Source organism: Pseudomonas sp. OE 28.3 (genome assembly GCF_014268205.2).
GTDB lineage: Bacteria > Pseudomonadota > Gammaproteobacteria > Pseudomonadales > Pseudomonadaceae > Aquipseudomonas > Aquipseudomonas edaphica.
The window spans coordinates 5595559-5615487 of sequence record NZ_CP077082.1; the positions used below are offsets into that span (position 1 = coordinate 5595559).

Genomic DNA, 19929 nt, shown 5'->3' on the forward strand with positions numbered 1-19929 from the left:
TGCTAACGCTGCTTCACCAGATGTACACCGACCGATGTGGGAGCTGGCTTGCCTGCGATGACCATAGGTATCTACACAACCGGTTAACACAAAGTCTGTGGTAGGTGGGCTGTTGTGGCGAGCAGGCTTGTCCTGCGTTCGGCTGCGAAGCGGCCCCAGTAAAGGCACTGCAATTTTCCTGAAAGTACTCAGTGTCAGGGTTTGGGGCCGCTTCGCGGCCCAACGCAGGACAAGCCTGCTCGCCACAGGAGAAAGTGGCGGCCTTCAAAAGTTGTGTAGATACCTATGCTGCGATGACGCCAGCCGCCACACCCTCAAACCACCCGCTTACACCGAAACAGCGTCCCCCTCCTCCATCACCCCATTGGGCAACATCCCATTCGCCAAATCATCCACCACCGCCTTCGCCATCTCCCCCAAATAATGCGCCGCCCAGGCATAACGGTCCGCGCCTTTGTCCATGGCCGCATCCAATGCGAGCATTTTGGAACAGTGCAGCAACTCGGAAGCATGCTCCAGGGCGTCACGAATGGGCACGCCAGCATTGACGCGGAATAGACGGTGCAGGTTGGGCTGTTTGCCGCAGGTGGAGAAGGTGATGATGCCGAGGGTTTTGTTGAGAGGTGGATTGATCATTGGGCACCTCCGGGCTGGGCGGTGGTGTGGGTTGCAGTATTACGAGGATATGGCCTGTCAGAAATGCTCATGGATTTAGCTCCTAATGTCGAGAAGCTGCCACATTCGTTATCAGGCGAAAGGGTGGCAGCTGTGCGCAGGCTGATAAACCGGGACAATAGGAACCCGGCAGGCCCGAAGGCCTCCCGCGCACAGCCGCCATAACACGGATGTGCGGACGCAAAAAAAGCGCCGGCATGGTGCTGGAGACGCTTGAGCGCCTATTGTTCCACGGGTTATCAGGCCCGGTCACTGAATTTGCAGTGACAGTGCGGAAAGTAGCGCAGAAAGCGGCATGGCTAATAGGCGTTATCTGTGGCGAAAAATTTCGGTGGGAGCGTTCGAGCAAATATTCCCGCTCATTCGAACCTACAACATCACCCCATATGGCCCAAGCACCTTACTCGTCTGCACCAACCCCTGGCGCATCAACATCTCAAGATAACTCCCAGCCTCCATCGGCGGCCGCTTCAACGTCCGCCTTTGCTTCTGCGCCGCCCCCAACACCGCCGCCTGATCCAAATCCCACAGATCCGAAATAAAGTCATCCGGATGCATAGGCTCAATGTCATAGGCAGCCAGGATATGCGCCGGGAAATCTTTCAAATTGAAGGTCACGATAACTTCAGCCTTGCTTCGAATCGCCGCCGCCAGCACATGACGGTCATCAGGATCAGGCAAATCCAAACTCGAACACAGATCCTCGTACCCCGTCACCAATGCATCGGGTATCGCCTTATCCATCAGCGCCGACGTGCAATTGACTTGCTCAGCCGTAAGATCCGGTCGGTTTTTGAGAACGTTGCGCTTCCACTCCTCATGGATCTGGCTCGTCCATCGAGCTCGATACAGTCCCGACAAACCAAGCCACATCAGCAAATCCCGGAGTGCCGCCGGGTAGAGAACACACGCATCGTATACCGCAGTAAACGGCGAACACCTCATCCGTCATACCCCATTCCCAACGCCTGAGCTTGTTGCGCCAGCGCTTCCATTGCCTCTTGGCTTTCTTCATCACGGCGCTGCTTGAACGCCATCAGATCCGAAAACCGGATTCGCCGATGCCGGCCCGTTTTTGTAAAAGGAATGGCGCCCTCCTCCAGCATCTTGACCAGGTGCGGGCGCGAAACGTTGAGCAGGTCGGCGGCCTCCTGAGAGGTCAATTCGGCATGCACCGGCACGACCTTGACGGCGTTACCGATAGCCAATTCGCCCAGGATGTCGACCAACAGGCGCAGGGCTGAGGTCGGGAGTACAAGTGTGTGGGGTTTGTCTTCTTTGTCGAAGATGTCGATGCGCTGGGTTTCAAATTTGGTCGAAAGCAAAGATGCCAGTTCTCGCTGGCCTTGCACGGCGGCTTCGACTTCCTTTTCCAGCGGCAGGATCGTTTTGGGGAGTTGATTGGTGATCATGATGCAGCTCCGGTGTTACGCAATTCGGTTGAATCAAAGATAAACGAAACAAACGAAAATCGCAATAATCGAAACAGTCCTGGCTAACCAAACGCTAGTCTCCTTTTCCCACACCAACCATCGAACGAAGCCGACATAAGCCTCCGCTCCCACCTCATAGGCTCACTCCCACACAAGGAAGTGAGCCAGTCATGTCAGAACGCTCGTACCCCATTACCGAAGAAGAACAACTCAAACGGCGGATCCTGACGCCGCAGCCGAAGCGCGCGCCTTATTCACCGCCGATTGATTTATTTGAGCCGCCTCCCACCCCAGCGCCAACACCCGCCAAACCGCCAGGCTGCGTCTTCACAAAACCCTGCCAACTGCCCAACGGCATCATTCGCTACAACGACCCCACCGGTTACGTACCGCTGGAGTTGATCAAGGACTACGGCCATTTCAGCCTGTTGGGTGGCCACGAGGTAGACAGCCGTGGCGCGGTTGCCTTGCGCAAGATCAGCGGCAGTGCCCTGCCTGTCGGCTTGGGGCAATTGGCGTTGCGATCGGCGGCAGTGGAGTCGGCAGCGACTGCTGTTGGCACTGTCGCCGGTGGGCTGTTGAGTGGGTTGGTCGCGTTGTTATGGCCATCTGAGTTGGGCGATAGCGCGCTCTACAGCGAGGAGCAATTACGCTCGCTGCAACGGGCACGGTCGCAGATGCGTTTGCATGTCGAGCAGCGTGAGGACGGCACACTCAAGGGATATGGGTTTTACACGGGCAACAACCCCGATTGGCAGATGATCGATGTGGTGCAGTTCCAAAGCCGTGGCGATCAGTTTGTGGCGGATTTGGGTGAGGGCGTGGAGCTGATCTGGACGCCAGCGGTTGATCCGCGCGACACGCTGGGGATTCCCGCCTTGGAGGCTGCGCCGCAAGCGCCGGTGATCTGGATTTATCCGCCGACGGAGAAGGCGGCGCAGATTCTGGTGAACCCGATTTACCCACCGCAGTATCGGGATTTTATTCTGGTGTTCCCGGTGGAGTCGGGGGTTCGGCCGCTGTATGTAGTGGTGAGTGTTCGGGCTGGGGATCACAAATACCACAAGGCGCCTAAAGAGGAGCAAATAAGCGGCTTTCTAAACCTGATAAAAACAAAGCCTAAAACTCCAAAACAGGGAGGTGGCGGGTTAAGAGAGCGCTGGATTGATGAAAAAGGACGAACGATTTATGAATGGGACTCACAACACGGCGAGCTGGAAGCCTATCTGGCAAGTGACGGAAGCCACCTCGGGGCTTTCAGTCATATAACCGGCGAACAGCTAAAGCCGGCAAAGAAAAAGCGAAACATCAAAAAATACTTGTGAGGCCGCATGGGACTTAAAGTGAGATTGGAATGGTTCGACAAAACCACGGAATACGCGTGTGGCACGGAAGACTCAAAGGACTTGGGCGAGGACTACTCCGTCGTTACAAAGCTTGGGCTCTCGAAGGGAGAGGCCGTGAATAACGGTATGTTTGAACTACGCCGGGATTGGCTAACGCATGTGCAACCATTCTTCGTTCATGAAATCGTTCTTTCGAAAAGCGACTATTTCATTGCTCTCGATTACGAAGCTGCACAAATGTGAGCTCACTCGGAAAAACTAGATCCCATGCGCAGTGGTTCGCTGATAAACAAGAAACTCCGCCCGTCTCTGAATACCTGAGGGTACTCACGGTCGAGATGGACGTGCAGCAGTTCTATCTTTGGGGCTGCTTCGCAGCCCAACGCAGGGCAAGCCTGCTCGCCACAACGAGGCCGTTGGCTCGTAACAGGTGGGGATCATTAATCGGTTATGTTACGCGGCACTTTCTGGTCAAAAACCAACTGCGCGCACAAGCCGCCCTGCTCCAAATTTCGCAGGCTCAACGTACTGCCAATCTTCCCCACAATCACCTCCACAATCGCCAACCCCAACCCGGCGCCATTGGCGTTATCCCGGCTGTAAAACCGCTCAAACAAGCGCCCCATCTGCGCCTCATCAATCCCCGGCCCTTGGTCCTCCACGCGCAAACCATTAACGCCGATCACCACCCGTACCTCGCCACCCACCGGCGAAAAGTTAAGCGCATTGGTCACCAAGTTTTGCAACGCAATCGCCAACGCCACCGGCTCGGTTTGCACCCAACATTCTTCATCGCCTTCCAGCACCAGCTCCACGCCTTTCTCCATGGCCAGGGGCGTCAGCTCGGCGAGTTCTTCACGCACCAGCTCCGTCAGTTGCACGGGCTTGCGCACGGGGTTGCTCAGTTGTGGCTCGATGCGGGCCATGGTCAGCAGTTGGCTGCCAATGCGTGTGGCGCGGTCGACGCCGTTTACCAGAAAGTCCAGGGCTTCGCGCCGTTGTTCTTCGGTGGCAGCGCTTTGCGCGTTTTGCGCGTGGATGCGCAGGATCGCCAACGGTGTGCGCAACTCGTGGGCGGCGTCGGCGATGAAGCGGCGTTCGCGTTCCAGCAGGTCGTCCATCTGCACCAGCAGCCGGTTGAGTGCGGTTTGCATCGGCTCCAGCTCGCTCGGCAGTGGGTTCACGTGCAGCGGTTGCAAGGCGTTGGTGTTACGCCCGCGCAGCTTGCGGGCCATGGTGCGCAAGGGCGTCAGCCCCCAGCCAATGGCCAACCAGATCAGTACGGTCAGCAGCGGCACGCCTATCACGGTAGGCCAGAGGGTGTGGCGCACGATACGCTCGATCACACTCTGGCGAACGTCGTCACGTTCGCCCACCCATATCAGCAGGCCTTGTTGCGGATCGGCGAGGAGGAAGGCGCACCAGTCGTTGCCGCTGTCCATCAGGTCATGGGCGCCGAGCGTAGTGGGCGGTGCAGTGAGGACAGGGGCTTCGGCAGAACGCATGAGCAGTTGCCCGTCGCTGCGCCAGACCTGGAAGGTCAGCCGGGTCTCATAAGGATGGGCCACGCCCTCCTCGCCCACGCGGCTCATGGCCTGGTCGAACGCCTCGTACAAGCGGCCCCAGTCTGCGTCGCCAGGTTCGCGCTGGCGCAGTACGCCTTGCAGCAGGCGGGCACTTTGGGCGAGTTGGGCGTCGTAGACTTCTTCGATTTCGTGGTGGCTGTCGCGCAGCACCAGCCAGCTGATCAGGGCGTCGCCGAGCAGGATCAGGACCAGCACCGGAATAATGATGCGTGCGCGTACCGAACTCATGGTTTGAGCGCCAGCACATAGCCCACGCCGCGCACAGTGCGGATCAGCTCTGTGGATAACTTCTTGCGCAGGTTATGGATCAACACCTCCAACGTATTGCTTTCCACCCGGTCCTGCCAGCCATACAGGGCGCGAGACAGCCGCTCGCGGGTCACAACTTTACCGGGGCGCACCATCAGTTGGTGCAGCAGTTGGTATTCCATCGGGGTGACGATGATCTCATCGCCCTGGTAGCGCACTTGCTGGGTGGCCGGGTCGAGGCTGACGCCGGCGTGTTCGAGCATGGGTTGGGCGCGGCCCTGGCTGCGGCGCAACAGCGCGCGCACGCGGGCTTTGAGTTCCTCGACGTCGAAGGGTTTGATCAGGTAGTCGTCGGCGCCGGCATCCAGGCCGGCGATGCGTTCGGCGGTGCCATCGCGGGCGGTGAGGATCAGCACCGGCAGGTCATGCTGCCCGGCGCGCAGTTGCTGCAACAGGTCGAGACCATCGAGGCGCGGCAGGCCGAGGTCGAGCAGCAGCAGATCGAAACTTTCGGTGCGCAGGGCGTGCAAGGCGCTGAGGCCGTCTTGCAGCCAATCCAGGGTGTAGCCTTCGGCGCCCAATGCCACGCGAATGCCTTGGCCGAGGGCGCGATCATCTTCGACGAGGAGTAGGCGCATAGCGAAATCTCTGTAGGAAACGGCGAAATCATGCCGGTTCTACGCAGGGCTATTCGGGCAAAGATGTTACGGCTCGTTGCCAACTAAGGTTGCGTTAAGGTTGGTTTTGCACTGTGCCGGCAGGTACGGGACCACCTGTCGTTATGCACGCTCACCGGCCGCAGGAAGCGCCTGCCGGGTGAACGTGCGCCGTCATCCTTTCTTCTCACAGGTTCCCTATGCGCTGCGCCCTACTGATCTTCAGCCTGCTAGGCGTCTTTATCGCCGCCTGGCTGAGCCATCCGCCCCACGTGTTGGCACCGTTTGCCCAGGCGAACCCGAGCCCGGCGAAGGTGGCGGCAGCCCCGCAATACAACAGCCGTTTTGTGTCCTCACAGCTCACCGACTTTGTGCACTCCTCCTCCGTGACCGCCCTGCCCGGCGGCGACTTGATGGCTGTGTGGTTTGCCGGCTCCCGCGAAGGCGCCGCCGATGTGCAGGTGCGCACGGCGCGGTTTGATGCACGCAGTGGCGAATGGGGCGGCGAGCAGGTGCTGGCCACGCGGGAAAGCACCCGCGACGGCACCCAGCGTTACATTCGCAAACTGGGCAACCCGGTCATTGCCCTGGGGCCGGATAAACGCCTGTGGATGTTTTACGTGTCAGTGTCAGTCGGCGGCTGGGCCACCAGTGCGATCAACGTGATGGTCTCCGATGACCTCGGCGCGAACTGGTCGGCGCCTCGGCAATTGGTGACGTCGCCGTTTTTTAATATCAGCACCTTGGTGCGCGCCGCACCGGTGTTCCATGCCGATGGCTCCATCGGGTTGCCGGTGTATCACGAGTTCATGGGCAAGTTTGCCGAGTACCTGTACTTGAGTGCCGACGGCGCGGTGATCGACAAATTCCGTATCAGCCGCGGCAAACATTCGCTGCAGCCAACCATCGTGGCACAGGACGGCCAGCGAGCCGTGGCGATGCTGCGCTACGCCGGTGAAACCCATCACCGCGTGCTCGCCAGCCGCACCGAGGATGCCGGGCAAACCTGGAGCGAGCCGTTCCTGCTGGCGCCGGCCAACCCCAATTCATCGCTGGCGGCTGTGGGTACTGAAGACGACGGTCTACTCGTCGCCCTTAACGACCTGCAAGACGGCCGCTTCAAGCTCAGCCTCTACGGCACCGACGCGCAGATGACGCAATGGCGCACGGTAGTGCAATTGGACCAGTCGCCGGACCCGCTCGGTCAACCGTTCTCCCCCCAGGCTTATAAAGAAATCATCGGCGAAGGCTTCCGTACCTCCAGCGGTGCCAAGCGTCTGCCGTTGGAGCAGCGCTTTCTGAGCAACCTGGATTACCGCGTGTGCAAACCCCGTGGCTGTGATTTCGAATACGAATACCCGTACTTCAGTCGCAGCCCGGACGGCATGTACCACTTGGTGTACTCGTGGAATAACACCTTTATCAAACATGTCAGCTTCAACGAAGCCTGGCTGGCGGAGCGCTTGTGATGATGGCGTTGTGGCAAGCCCATTTGAGTTTTGTATTGCTGGGGTTTGTGCTGCTCAGCACGTTCCGATTTACCGCGCCGTGGCGGCCATGGTTGTTGCCGGTGTTGGTGGCGTTGAGCTTTATCCCGGTGAATGAGCTGCCGTTGGCGGCGTATGTGCGCAGCTTTACCGATGACCTGGCGATCAGCACCTTGGTGTTGTTGGCGTGGGTCGCGGTGTGCCGGTTGGGGCTGGTGCAGCCGCTTGGCCGGGCACATCAGGTGCAACTGCTGGTTCTGTTTGGCGGGCTGTGCCTGCTGTTGTACCCGGCGGCGATGGGGCTGACGTATTTCGACCCGTACCGCTGGGGGTTTAACCCTCGGCCGATGATTGTATTGGTAGGTGCGCTGGCACTGTTGATGTTGGCGCTGCGCAACAGGTTGGCCGTGTGGATGCTGGCGGTGGGCACGTTGGCATTTGCGCTGCGGCTCAAGGCATCGGAGAACTATTGGGATTACCTGGTCGACCCGCTGTTGATGGGCTACTGCCTGGTAGCTGGATTAATGCAACTCAAACTGTGGGAGCTGGCTTGCCTGCGAATGCGCCGCCTCAGGCAGCACATCGGGCACTGACACACCGCTATCGCAGGCAAGCCAGCTCCCACATTTGGCCTGCGTCGTTTTTTGAAATTGGGAAGGTTGATGATGACTGCGTTGCAATCACGCCGCCTGCGCTACGGCGTGGGCGCGATCGGGTTGGTGTTTGTGCTGCTGGCGGCGTTGCGGCTGGTGTTTTTAATCAGCTTTTCCGGCCTGGATTTAAATACCGAGGGCTTGCTGGAAACCCTCGGCATCGGTCTGCGTTTCGACCTGCGCCTGGCGGTGTTGCTCCTGCTACCCGTGGCCGTGCTCGCCTGGCTACCGCGCTGGAACCTTATCACCCTGCCCGCCCTGCGCTGGCTGGCACGCGGCTATCTGGTGATTGCACTGGCGGTGGTGGGTCTCATCTACATCATCGACTTCGGCCACTACGCCTACCTCGGTGTGCGCATCAACGCGACGGTGCTGCGCTATCTGCAAGACGCGCAGATTTCTCAACAGATGGTGTGGGAAACCTACCCGGTGCTGTGGATAACTGCCTGTTGGTTGGCGGCGGTGGTTGTGTGGGTGTGGGCACTGGTGTGCCTGGAGCGATTGACTCTGGATCGCGCCCCCAAAAGCATCGGCACACCCACAGCGGCTTTAGTGTCCGTGATTGGCGTGATCGCCGTGCTGCTGGCCTTGCTCGGCCGCGTGGCTAATCTCAACCTGGAAAACCCGGTGCCGTTGCGCTGGAGCGATGCGTTCTTCTCCGGCAACAGCCAGGTCGCCGCCGTGGGCCTGAACCCGGTGCTGTTTTTGTACGACACGCTCAAGGTTGGCCAGTCGCAATTCGATGAAACCCAGGTGCGCACGCATTACCCACAAGTGGCCGAGTACTTGGGCGTTGACCAGCCTGACGCGCAACAGCTGAACTTCATCCGCGAACAAGGCGTGCAGCCCTACAAGCTGGCAGGCCAGCGCCCGCCCAACGTGGTCTTCGTCATGCTCGAATCCCTGGGCACCAGTGCGGTCGGCGCCTATGGCAACCCGCTGAACCCCACGCCAAACCTGGACAAGCTGGCGACGCAAAGCTGGTTCTTCAAACACTTCTATGTGCCCGTCACCGGTACCGCCAAAACCGTGTGGGCGAGCATCACCGGCGTGCCCGACGTGACCCGCCAGGAGACCGCCACGCGCAACCCGCTGATCACGCGGCAACACACGTTGATCAACGCCTTCGAGGGTTACCAGAAGTTCTACATGATCGGCGGCAACGCTGGCTGGGCGAATATCAACGCGCTGATCCGCCAGAGCATCGACGGCGTGCAGCTGTTTGACGAAAGCCACTGGCGTTCGCCCCGCGTGGACGTGTGGGGCATCTCTGACCTGGACCTGTTCAAGGAAGGCGACCAACTGCTGCGCGCCGTGCCCAACGGCCAGCCGTTCTTTGCCTACCTGCAAACTTCCGGCAACCATCGGCCGTTCACCATTCCCAAGCAAAATGATGGTTTCCAACTCAACAACGTAACTCTGGAACAAGTCCAGGCTGCCGGTTCGCGCAGTGTCGAGCAATACAACGCAGTGCGCCTGCTGGATTACAACATCGGCCGCCTGATGGACATCGCCAAGGCCGGTGGCTGGTACGACAACAGCATTTTTGTGTTCTTCGGCGACCACAACACACGCATCAGCCAGATCCCGCACATGGCGCCAGCTTTTGAGCAACTGGGCCTGGAAAGCAACAACGTGCCACTGCTGATCCACGCGCCGGGGCTTGAGCCACGCGTTATTGACGAGGCCGTGGGGTTGGCGGACTTACTGCCAACCGTGGCCGGCATGGCGGGCGTGCCGTTTCGCAACGGCGCGATGGGCCGCGATATCCAGCAGCCGGCGCCGGAAGGCGAACGTGTGGTGCCACTGGTGCTACACGAAGGCACCTTCCCGATTATCGGCGGTGTAACCCAGCACTTCCTGTTGCAAATGCAGCACGACGGCGGCTCACCAACCCTGCACGACCTGGCTTCGCAAACACCGCGCGAAGATGTAGCCGAGCAGCATCCCGAAGAGTTTCAGCGCCTGCAGGGGCTGACCCGTGGGCTGCATGAAAGTGCGCGGTTGATGCTGTTCAGGAACGTACGCGAATGATTACTTGGGTTGGAAGGTTTCCAGGTAGGCCAGGATGTTTTCGATCTTTTCCGGGTCGCTGATACCCCAGAAGATCATGCGCGTACCGCTCACCACCTTCTTCGGCGCTTCGATATAGGCCGCGAGTTTGTCGCGGGTCCAGACCACGCCGGAGTTTTTCATTGCGTCGGAGTACTGATAGTCCGTGGTGGTGCCGGCAGGTCGACCGATGATGCCGTTAAGCTCAGGCCCGAAGCCACCGCGTGCGCCTTCACCGATGCTGTGGCAGCCGCCGCAGGTTTTACTGAACAGTTTGCCGCCCGCCTCGGCATCGCCGGCCGCCAAGGCCGGGGTGGTGTTGAGGACCAGGGCGAGGGTCAGTAAGGTGTACTTCATGCAAGTCTCCACAGCAGGCAACGGTGCGCCAATTATGCCTGTATCCACCTTGCCGTGCCGCTGCGGACAACCCCACGCGACCGCTCTAAAACGACCACCCATCGTTTAAAAAACATCCAATCGAACCTATTCAGCCAGCGCCTACTCCATCCTACTGAACCCTGATGGTGGAGTAAGGATCATGGCTCAGCCATCGATTTTGGTATTGGAAGACGACGAAATCATTCGTGCGTTAATGGTGGATGTATTGGAGGACTTCGGGGCTCATGTGACGTCGTTTCCTTCGGCGGATGAAGGCATGATTTACCTGGAGCGCGGCGATGATCCGGTAGACCTGATCGTCAGTGATATCCAGATGCCGGGGTTACTCAATGGCTATGACTTGAGCAAAGTGGTCGCGCATCGCTGGCCGTCGGTGCCGGTGGTGCTGACCTCGGGCAATACCAAGCTGGCGGCGCAACTCGGCGGCTCTGTACGTTTTTTACCCAAGCCCTGGAGTGCAGAGCACTTGGTTGAGTGCGTGCAAACCGCACTGACCCAGCAAGGCGCCTCCATGCACTAATAGCGTCGCGACATCACTTAAACCGAACTTGCTGCAGTGCCCTGTGGTCATTTATTACGCAAGGAGCGACTTTTCTGATCCGCCGGTCAGGCTTTTCGCCTTGTGCGTACAGTTGACGGCAATGACTTGTGTAGAATCGTCGCCCATTTCACGCGTCATTCATGGCCTTAAGGCCCACAGTTCGAGCTTATTGAATGCATTCACAGGCCCATGACGTTAGTGCGCCCTCATTGCTGGAAGCGTTGCGCACAGGCACGGGTTTGCTGCATGTGGCGTTGGAAAAGCGCTTGCCGTTTTTCTCCGATCAGTTGGATGCTGGCGGGTATCGGCGCTTGCTCCAGGCGTACTACGGGTTTTATGGGCCGATGGAAGCAGCGCTGTACGCCAGTGGCTTGATCCCCGACGGGTATGACGCTGTACTGCGTGTGAAAACCCCCACACTGCTGGGCGATTTGCGCGCCCTTGGCTTGAATGATAACGCCATCAACGCCTTGCCCCGCTGCACCGAACACCCGACCTTCGACACCCCCGCGGCCTGCCTCGGTGCCCTGTATGTACTGGAAGGCGCCACCCTGGGCGGCCAAGTGCTGCGCCGGGAAATGGCCCGGCGCCTGGACATACACGCCGATAACGGCGGAGCGTTCCTTGATGTATACGGCGCCGAAACCGGTCGACGCTGGAAAGACTTTCTCGATTACCTGGGCCGCCTGCCGCTGGATGCTGACGCAAAACAGCGCGCGGTCGATGCGGCCCGCTCCACATTCAGTGGCTTCGAGCATTGGCTCGCCCGCCAGGAGGTACTGCTATGAAACCCGACGATTTTGAAGAGCTGCTTGCCAACTGTGCCGACGAACCGATTCGCTTCCCGGGCGCGATCCAGCCCCACGGTGTGCTGTTGACGTTGTCGGAGCCTGAGCTGCGCATCACTCAGGTCAGCGCCAACGTGGCCAGCCTGTTCGGCCACGCACCCGAAGCGCTGTTGGGCCAACCGCTGCACCAGTTAATTGGCGTTGAACCTGCCCAAGCCGTGCAATCGATCGCCGAAAACAACGCGTTTCTCGACGCGCCGGCGCTGCATGTCACGCTCAATGGTGCGCCATTTGAAGGCTTGCTGCATCGCCATCAAAACGTGCTGGTGCTGGAATTTGAGCCGCGCCTTGAAGATTTCAAACCTCGCGCCCTGAATGGTCGCACCAGTGACCTGGGCAAGATGCTGCAACGCTTGCAGTCGGCGAAAACCCTGCAAGCGCTGTACGAGATCAGCGTGACTGAAATCCAGGCCATGACCGGTTACGACCGGGTGCTGATCTATCGCTTCGAAGAAGAAGGCCACGGCCAGGTAATTGCCGAAGCGTCGGCGCCGTCCATGGAGCTGTTCAACGGGCTGTTCTTCCCCGCGTCCGACATTCCCGAGCAGGCCCGCGAGCTGTACCGCACCAACTGGCTGCGCATCATCCCGAACGCTGCCTACGAGCCGGTGCCGCTGCTGCCCAAGCTGCGTCCGGGCACTGACCAGCCGCTGGACTTGAGCTTTGCCACCTTGCGCAGCGTGTCGCCGATTCACTGCCAATACATGCAGAACATGGGCGTGCTGTCGTCCATGAGCATCTCGTTGATGGCCGGCGACAAGCTATGGGGCTTGATCAGTTGCGGCAACCGCGAGCCCTTGCTGGTGCCCAACGACCTGCGTGTTGCTTGCCAGACCATCGGCCAGGTGCTGTCGCTGCAGATCAGCGCCATGGAAGCCCTGGACTTGAGCCGCCAGCGCGAAGAAAAAGTCGAAGCCCTGGCATTGCTGGACCGCGCGATGAAAGCCTCGGAGCAAAACGTCTTCGATGGCCTGGCCCAGCAGCCGCAGGTGCTGATGGACCTGACCCTGTCGGGCGGCGTGGCGATCATCGAAGACAAACAACTGCACCGTTACGGCAATTGCCCCGAGCCTGCGCAGATCCGTGCGCTGCACAAATGGCTGCAAGAAAGCGACGAGCCGGTGTTTTCCAGTCACAACCTGGCCTCGGTATACCCGCCTGCCGCCGAGTTCCAGCAAGTGGCCAGTGGCGTTCTGGCCATGAGCCTGCCCAAGCCTGTGGATAACGGCGTGTTGTGGTTTCGCCCGGAAGTCAAAGAGAACATCAACTGGAGCGGTGACCCGAACAAGCCGCTGAACCTGGAAACCTCCGACGCCGGTTTGCGCCTGCGCCCACGCACCTCGTTTGAAATCTGGAAAGTCGAGATGGCCGGTATCTCCACCAAGTGGAGCCACGGCGACCGGTTTGCCGCCAACGACCTGCGCCGTTCCGCCCTGGAAAATGACCTGGCCCGCCAAGTGTTGCGCGAGCAGCAAGCCGTGCGCGCCCGTGATGAACTGGTGGCGGTGGTGTCCCACGACCTGCGCAACCCGATGACGGTCATCTCGATGCTCTGCGGCATGATGCAGAAAGCCTTCAGCTCCGACGGCCCACATACCTCACGGCGAATTTCCTCGGCCATCGACACCATGCAACAGGCCGCCGGGCGTATGAATGTGCTGCTGGAAGACCTGCTCGACACCTCGAAAATCGAGGCCGGGCGTTATGTGGTCAAGCCGGTGTCGTTGGACGTCAGCCAGATGTTCGAAGAGGCCTATTCGCTGCTCGCACCGTTGGCGATGGAGAAAGGCATCGACTTGTCGTTCAACGCCGAGCCCGGCCTGCTGATCCATGCCGACCCGGAGCGCCTGTTCCAGGTGCTGTCGAACCTGATCGGCAATGCCATCAAGTTCACCCCGCGCCAGGGCAATATCGGCATCAGCGCCATGAGCAATGGTGAAGATATCGTGTTTTCGGTGCGCGACTCCGGCGAAGGCATTGCGCCTGAGCAGTTGCCCCATGTGTTTGATCGCTACTGGACCCAGACCGAAAACAACCCCACCGGCAGCGGCTTGGGGCTGTATATCACCCAAGGTATCGTGCAGGCCCACGGCGGGCGGATTGAGGCTGAGAGTGAGTTGGGGCGTGGCAGTGAGTTCAGGTTTACGGTACCCAAGTCTGTCTGAAACGCATTCAGTCCTACGGATATTAAACATGCAGAAACCCATGGCCGGGAACGTTAACCCGGCCAGCGCCACTGAGTGGGTGCGCAGTCAAAGGGAGTATTGATGCGAGAACATCCCTCCAATTGAGCAAGAGGTTTTTCCCATGAGTATCGTCCACATGCTGCCCGGCTTTCAGTTCAACATAGCTTTCCAACTGGCCAACCAAATGGCTGAAATCGCCACCCGGTCCGCTGAAAAGCCCTCACGTCCTGACAGTAACCCCATGATGCAAAACGCACCGCCCAAGCCCAAGCCTTATCGAACGTCCCTGGAATCCCTGGGACAAGGCCATCTGCTCTAACACAACAAGGGTAATCGGCTGCAAGGTATCTGCGGCACGCCTTTAACAAAACGCTGACATCCTCTGCGTTACCCTTTTAAGTCCTACCTTGTATGAGCTGCTTGCTTCATGCCGCCATCCGACACACTGCCCGCCGTCATTGCCGGCCCACTGCTCAGGCGCCTGGAACCCCAGCGTCTGGTGATCTGGCTGGTGGGCAGCCGTGTCCTGCCATTGTGCTTAAAGCTGCAAGTGCCTCAAGGCCAAACGCTGACGATCGATCTGGACACCCAGCAGTGCCAAGTCGTGCCCGTTGGGCGCCACGCCTTTATCCACCTGATCGACGTTTCCCTGAGCGAAGCCCTGCCGCTGGACGTGAGCATCGACTACGACCTGCTGGTCGACGGCTGTGGCATTGCGCAATGGGCGCCGCACCTGCTGTATGCCGATGCTCCATCGGCGAATTTCGTAGTGCATAGCCGCATCCACCAGTTGGTGCATGGTTCCTGCCGCAAACCCCATCACCACGCCGATGACGGTTTGCTGTGCGTCGACCGCCTGCTGGCTGACGCGCGCACACCGGCCGAGCGCCCGGCGCTGCTGATGATGAGCGGTGACCAGGTCTACGCCGATGATGTGGCCGGCCCCATGCTGCGCGCGATTCATGCGCTGATCGCACGCCTGGCGTTGTTCGACGAATACCTGGAAGGCGCCGTGGTGGATGACAGCGCCAGCCTCTACGGGCATCGCGCCAGCTATTACCACCGCGCGGATCTGCTGCCCGCACTGGACAGCAACGAGACCCTGCGCGAACGGTTTTTCGGCGGTGTGAAAAAACCGATCTTTACCAGCAGCACCGCCGACAACCACCTGGTGACCTTTGCCGAAGTACTGGCGATGTACCTGTTGGTGTGGTCGCCCACGCCCTGGACGTTGATCACGCCACAGCCGCCATCATTAAGCACGCCGGAACACCTGCGCTACGACCACGAACAAGTCCAGGTCGATCGGTTCCGTGACGGCCTGCCCGGCGTTGCGCGGGTCTTCGCGCACCTGTCGACGCTGATGATTTTTGACGATCACGACATCACCGACGACTGGAACCTCAGCGCGCAATGGGAGGCCACCGCCTACGGCCACCCATTCTCCAAGCGCATCATCGGCAATGCCCTGCTCGCTTATATGCTGTGCCAGGGCTGGGGCAACCAGCCGGATGTGTTTGGCAAACTGTTGGAACACACCCAGGCGCTGACCGCCAACGTTCAAGACAACCACTTGCACGCCAGTGCCCACGATGAATTAGTGCAAACCCTGCTGAAATTCCAGCACTGGCATTACGTACTGCCCACCACGCCCGCACTGGTGGTGCTCGACACTCGCACCCGGCGCTGGCGCAGTGAGTTTGCGCTCAAGCAACCTTCCGGCCTGCTGGACTGGGAAGCGTTGAGCGAACTGCAGCAGGCCCTGCTGGATCACCCGTCGGCCATCATCGTTTCGCCCGCGCCGATCTTCGGCGTCAAGCTGATCGAGACGGTGCAGAAGGTCTTCAGCTGGTGTGGCTACCCACTGCTGGTAGACGCCGAAAACTGGATGGCCCATCGCGGCGCCGCCCAGGTGATCCTGAATATCTTCCGCCACTCGCGCACGCCAGGTAACTACGTGATCCTGTCGGGCGATGTGCACTACTCGTTCGTCTATGAAGTGCTGATTCGCCACCGCAGCGCCGGCCCAAAAATCTGGCAGATCACCAGCAGCGGCATCAAGAACCAATTCCCGGCGCGCTTGCTGGAATGGTTCGACCGCCTCAACCGCTGGCTCTACTCACCGCGCTCGCCCCTCAACGGTTTCACGCGCCGGCGCACCATGCAGGTAGTGCCGCATATCCCGGAACACGCCGAGGCGGGTGAACGGCTGTGGAATTCGGCGGGCATAGGCCAAGTGTTTTTCAATGAGCAGGGCCAGCCGGAGGGGATTTACCAGCACAACGCGGATGGCAAGCCGCGAACGCGCATGGTGGCGCCGAAGTGAGTTTTCTTACGCCTGGCAAACCAATCTCGCACATACCATTCAGAAAACTCACAACTCTTTATTTTTACTGATTTTTTTTGAAACGCTTCAACCTCAGCCACTCACAAAATAAGTGCCAGGCTCTGACCAATCTTCGCGAAAAGACCCTTCAATCGCTGATTGCCTTATGAACCTATTTTGGTGCACTCTCTGTGAACGACCTACCTCTCGTGTTGAACGTCGCATTTTACCGAACCGAGGCTGGCAACGAGCCCGTGCGTGAATGGCTGATGGAACTGCCCAGGGAATCAAAAAAGCTTATAGGCACTGACATAAAATCGGTCCAACTCGGATGGCCGCAAGGGATGCCGTTGGTTAGGAAGCTGGAGCATCGCCTTTGGGAGGTCCGAACCGATCTTGGTGAAAATGCTGCACGCGTCATTTTTACCTTGGTTGCCAGCCAGATGATTTTGCTGCACGGCTTTATTAAAAAGAGTCAGAAAACGCCTTCAGTCGACCTGAACACCGCCAGGCATCGCAAAAACAAGCTCTGAGGAACATTCCATGAATAAGCATATCGGCTCCAACTTTGATGATTTTCTCAGCGATGATGGGCTCATAGAAGAAGTCTCTGCCGGAGCGTTGAAGCGTGTTATTGCCTGGCAATTGGCAGAGGCGATGAAGGTGCAGAAGGTCAGCAAGAAAGCGCTGGCCGAACGTATGCATACCAGCCGCACCGCCGTCGATCGAGCGCTGGACCAAAACGACGCGGGCATGACGCTGTCCACCCTGGCCAGTGCGGCAAGGGCTTTGGATCAACATGTCGAAGTACGCCTGGTACCGAACACGCAAGCAAGGCCCGCCACGGTGTGAAAGACCGTGCCAGGCGAGCACGATGTATCTCTCTACGGCTGCCGGTTAATGGCCTATAGCCACACCACTAAAGCAGCACATCCAGCCTATTCAAAGCGCGCAAGCCGCAATGTAGAGTAGCCTCAGCCACGGTGTACCGGCGTCAATGAAGACTGGCCGTAGGAGCCAGCATCGGCAGGGAAGCGCACAGATGAACGATACATCCGGCAATAAACCGCAGCTCAATAACTTTTCCGAACTCAACGCCGACATGTTGCATACGGTGATGGAACTGGTCAGCGACGGCATCTGGGACTGGAATGCCAACACGGGGTTCGTGTACCGCAGCCCCGGCTGGTACATGATGCTTGGCTACCCCCGCCACTCCCTGGAGAACAGCGTGTTCACCTGGGAGAACGTGATCCACTCCGAAGATTATCCACGCGTCATGGCCGTATTTGATGACTACATCAGCCAACGCGCGCCCCATTACCAGGCCGAGTATCGTTGCCGCAAGGCTGACGGCACTTACTTGTGGATCGAAGACCGTGGCTACGTCATTGCACGTAACCCCGACAATTCAGTGGCACGCATGGTCGGCGCACACCGCGATATCCATACACGCAAAATCTCCATCGAACAGCTGCAAAAGCGCAACCAGTCGCTGGAAGCGCTGGTGGCCGAACGCACCCTTGAGTTGTCACGAGTCAATCAGCAACTGCAAATGCAGTTGGACGAGAACCGCTCCCTGGCCGAACAGGATGCCCTGACACGCATCGCCAACCGTTATCGCCTGGAAAAGGTGTTGCTGGAGGAGTGCGACCGTGCCGAGCGCTTCCGCGTACCGCTGGCCTTGGTGGCCATGGATATCGACGACTTCAAGCCGATCAACGACAAACATGGTCATGGCGTCGGCGACCAGACCCTGGTGAGCGTGGTAGACAGCCTGGAAACCTGTATGCGCCAAGGCGACTTGCTCGCACGATGGGGTGGCGATGAGTTTATGGTGATCCTGCCCAAAAGCAGCTTGGACACCGCCAGGCAATTGGCCGAACGTATCCGTCAGGCCATCGCCGAGATGCCCGCCGTGGGCGACTTCAAAGTCACCCTGAGCCTGGGCGTGGTGGAGCGGCGAATGGGCGAAACGCCCGCCGCCTTGATGGCACGTGCCGATCAAGCACTGTACCGGTCCAAAGCCGCCGGCAAGGATGTGGCCTCGGAGTGATGTGGGAGCTGGCTTGCCTGCGCTAGCCGTGTGTCAGTAACCGATGCACTCACAGGTAGGCCGTCATCGCAGCATAGATATCTACACATACCACGTCTGTGACAAGTGGGCTGTTGTGGCGAGCAGGCTTGCCCGCTCGCCACAGAGGAGTGTGGCGGCCTTAGAAAGTTGTGGAGATACCTGTGGCCATCGCAGGCAAGCCAGCTCCCACCTGAGGCAGTGTTCAGTCAACGCACCGGCGGTGCGTACTGGATGCCGCCATTGCTCCACAACGCATTGAGCCCGCGCTTGATCTTCAGCACGCTGCCCTGGCCGATATTGCGTTCGAACACCTCATCGTAGTTGCCTACTTGCTTGACGATCTGCACCACCCAATCCTTGCGCAGCTTCAGGTCTTTGCCGTAATCGCCGTCGGCCCCGAGCAGCCGCGCAACGTCGGGGTTCTGAGTGGACTTGGCCTGCGCCTCGACATTCTGCGAGGTGATGCCCATTTCTTCGGCATTGAGCATGGCAAACAGGGTCCACTTGACGATGCTGAACCACTCATCGTCGCCCTTGCGCACCAGCGGCCCCAACGGCTCTTTGGAGATCACCTCGGGCAGCACCACGAACTCATCCGGGTGGGCCATCTTGATGCGCTGGGCATACAGGCCCGACTGGTCGGTGGTGAGCACGTCGCAACGCCCGGCTTCCAGGCCCTTGGCGCTCTCGTCGGCGGTGTCGAAGGTGATCGGCGTGTACTTCATGCCGTGGGTACGAAAATAATCGGAAACGTTGAGTTCGGTGGTGGTGCCGGCCTGGATGCAGACGGTCGCGCCATCGAGTTGCTTGGCGGCGGTCACGCCCAACTTGTTGTTGACCAGAAAGCCGATGCCGTCGTAATAGGTCACGCCGGTAAACACCAGGCCCATGCCGGAATCGCGGGAACTGGTCCAGGTGGTGTTGCGCGAAATCAGATCGATTTCGCCCGATTGCAGCGCGGTGAATCGCTCCTTGGCGGTCAACTGGGTGAACTTCACTTTTGACGCATCACCGAACACAGCCGCGGCCACGGCGTGGCACACATCAACATCGATGCCGGTCATCTTGCCCTGGCTGTCGGGCACACCGAAGCCCGGCAGGCCGTCACTGACGCCGCACTGGATAAAGCCTTTTTTCTGGATCGCGTCCAGGGTCACGCCCGCGTGGGCACTGCCGGCAAGCGCCACGGCCGTGGCAGCGATAAGGGTTTTGAGGTGGTTCATGCGAGGCACTCCCTGTGAGTCTTTTATTATTCGGCGCCACACTGCCCGCGCCGGTTTCTGAAGTTGCCCGGCAGTATTGTCAGGTTTGCAGCGTGGCCACAAACGACCTTTAGGCAACAGCTCCTTCCGATTTGGAATGACCCGGCGACTTTATTTCGTTTGCGGCAAGGCCGGCTGCGCAGCTTAGATAAA

Annotated in this window: 20 protein-coding genes; 13 read left to right on the plus strand and 7 right to left on the minus strand. The window is 59.3% G+C overall.

The window, feature by feature from the left end; all coding sequences use genetic code 11:
- Positions 1 to 327: 327 nt before the first annotated feature.
- From HU759_RS25115 to HU759_RS25125, 3 genes are all read right to left on the minus strand, one after another.
- Positions 328 to 636 carry a DUF3077 domain-containing protein gene (locus tag HU759_RS25115; RefSeq protein WP_017135426.1) on the minus strand — a complete coding sequence of 103 codons (309 nt, stop codon included), beginning with the start codon at positions 634 to 636 and terminating at the stop codon, positions 328 to 330.
- A 408-nt stretch (positions 637 to 1044) separates the two neighbouring features.
- On the minus strand, positions 1045 to 1620 hold the full coding sequence (locus HU759_RS25120; protein WP_099549466.1) for a PIN domain-containing protein: 576 nt from the start codon (positions 1618 to 1620) through the stop codon (positions 1045 to 1047).
- Positions 1617 to 2087 (minus strand): helix-turn-helix domain-containing protein, encoded by a 471-nt coding sequence (locus tag HU759_RS25125; RefSeq protein ID WP_017135424.1) that lies wholly within the window; start codon positions 2085 to 2087, stop codon positions 1617 to 1619. Before HU759_RS25125 ends, HU759_RS25120 begins: the two co-directional genes overlap by 4 nt.
- Before the next feature lie 191 nt (positions 2088 to 2278).
- Here HU759_RS25125 and HU759_RS25130 point away from each other — a divergent pair, with 191 nt between their 5' ends.
- Together HU759_RS25130 and HU759_RS25135 are read left to right on the plus strand one after the other, a co-directional pair.
- Complete coding sequence (locus HU759_RS25130) at positions 2279 to 3433, plus strand: S-type pyocin domain-containing protein (RefSeq protein ID WP_170040551.1); 1155 nt, start codon at positions 2279 to 2281, stop codon at positions 3431 to 3433.
- 6 nt (positions 3434 to 3439) lie between these two features.
- Positions 3440 to 3697 (plus strand): colicin E3-like toxin immunity protein, encoded by a 258-nt coding sequence (locus HU759_RS25135; protein ID WP_169988399.1) that lies wholly within the window; start codon positions 3440 to 3442, stop codon positions 3695 to 3697.
- A gap of 197 nt (positions 3698 to 3894) precedes the next feature.
- Here the strand turns inward: HU759_RS25135 and HU759_RS25140 are convergent, their stop codons facing one another.
- Both HU759_RS25140 and HU759_RS25145 read right to left on the minus strand, forming a co-directional pair.
- Positions 3895 to 5268 (minus strand): ATP-binding protein, encoded by a 1374-nt coding sequence (locus HU759_RS25140; protein WP_186618081.1) that lies wholly within the window; start codon positions 5266 to 5268, stop codon positions 3895 to 3897.
- Positions 5265 to 5927, minus strand: a complete 663-nt coding sequence (locus HU759_RS25145) for a response regulator (protein ID WP_017135419.1) — start codon at positions 5925 to 5927, stop codon at positions 5265 to 5267. The genes HU759_RS25140 and HU759_RS25145 overlap by 4 nt, the downstream gene beginning before the upstream one ends.
- Before the next feature lie 218 nt (positions 5928 to 6145).
- Between HU759_RS25145 and HU759_RS25150 the strand changes: the two genes are divergently transcribed.
- The 3 genes from HU759_RS25150 (at position 6146) to HU759_RS25160 (ending at position 10119) form a co-directional block, all read left to right on the plus strand.
- On the plus strand, positions 6146 to 7414 hold the full coding sequence (locus tag HU759_RS25150) for a sialidase family protein (RefSeq protein WP_186618079.1): 1269 nt from the start codon (positions 6146 to 6148) through the stop codon (positions 7412 to 7414).
- Positions 7414 to 8025: a hypothetical protein gene (locus tag HU759_RS25155; protein WP_186618077.1), complete on the plus strand. Its 612-nt coding sequence runs from the start codon at positions 7414 to 7416 to the stop codon at positions 8023 to 8025. The genes HU759_RS25150 and HU759_RS25155 overlap by 1 nt, the downstream gene beginning before the upstream one ends.
- A 72-nt stretch (positions 8026 to 8097) precedes the next feature.
- Complete coding sequence (locus tag HU759_RS25160; RefSeq protein WP_169988403.1) at positions 8098 to 10119, plus strand: LTA synthase family protein; 2022 nt, start codon at positions 8098 to 8100, stop codon at positions 10117 to 10119.
- Here HU759_RS25160 and HU759_RS25165 read toward each other — a convergent pair whose 3' ends face one another.
- Positions 10120 to 10494 (minus strand): cytochrome c family protein, encoded by a 375-nt coding sequence (locus HU759_RS25165; RefSeq protein WP_169988406.1) that lies wholly within the window; start codon positions 10492 to 10494, stop codon positions 10120 to 10122.
- 181 nt (positions 10495 to 10675) lie between these two features.
- On the opposite strand from HU759_RS25165, the gene HU759_RS25170 reads away from it, so the two are divergent.
- The 8 genes from HU759_RS25170 (at position 10676) to HU759_RS25205 (ending at position 18493) form a co-directional block, all read left to right on the plus strand.
- Positions 10676 to 11056: a response regulator gene (locus HU759_RS25170; protein WP_017135414.1), complete on the plus strand. Its 381-nt coding sequence runs from the start codon at positions 10676 to 10678 to the stop codon at positions 11054 to 11056.
- A gap of 194 nt (positions 11057 to 11250) precedes the next feature.
- A complete protein-coding gene (locus HU759_RS25175) occupies positions 11251 to 11865 on the plus strand; it encodes a biliverdin-producing heme oxygenase (protein WP_169988409.1) in 615 nt (204 codons plus the stop codon).
- Positions 11862 to 14090 (plus strand): ATP-binding protein, encoded by a 2229-nt coding sequence (locus tag HU759_RS25180; RefSeq protein ID WP_169988411.1) that lies wholly within the window; start codon positions 11862 to 11864, stop codon positions 14088 to 14090. The genes HU759_RS25175 and HU759_RS25180 overlap by 4 nt, the downstream gene beginning before the upstream one ends.
- A gap of 142 nt (positions 14091 to 14232) precedes the next feature.
- On the plus strand, positions 14233 to 14430 hold the full coding sequence (locus tag HU759_RS25185; protein WP_017135411.1) for a hypothetical protein: 198 nt from the start codon (positions 14233 to 14235) through the stop codon (positions 14428 to 14430).
- 108 nt (positions 14431 to 14538) lie between these two features.
- A complete protein-coding gene (locus HU759_RS25190) occupies positions 14539 to 16437 on the plus strand; it encodes an alkaline phosphatase D family protein (RefSeq protein WP_017135410.1) in 1899 nt (632 codons plus the stop codon).
- A 191-nt stretch (positions 16438 to 16628) separates the two neighbouring features.
- A complete protein-coding gene (locus HU759_RS25195; RefSeq protein WP_017135409.1) occupies positions 16629 to 16970 on the plus strand; it encodes a type II toxin-antitoxin system RelE/ParE family toxin in 342 nt (113 codons plus the stop codon).
- A gap of 10 nt (positions 16971 to 16980) precedes the next feature.
- Entirely contained in the window at positions 16981 to 17289 is a 309-nt protein-coding gene (locus HU759_RS25200) for an XRE family transcriptional regulator (RefSeq protein WP_186618076.1), read from the plus strand.
- A gap of 190 nt (positions 17290 to 17479) precedes the next feature.
- A complete protein-coding gene (locus tag HU759_RS25205) occupies positions 17480 to 18493 on the plus strand; it encodes a sensor domain-containing diguanylate cyclase (RefSeq protein WP_186618075.1) in 1014 nt (337 codons plus the stop codon).
- 227 nt (positions 18494 to 18720) lie between these two features.
- Here HU759_RS25205 and HU759_RS25210 read toward each other — a convergent pair whose 3' ends face one another.
- A complete protein-coding gene (locus tag HU759_RS25210; protein ID WP_026013555.1) occupies positions 18721 to 19737 on the minus strand; it encodes an amino acid ABC transporter substrate-binding protein in 1017 nt (338 codons plus the stop codon).
- Between the last annotated feature and the right edge of the window lie 192 nt (positions 19738 to 19929).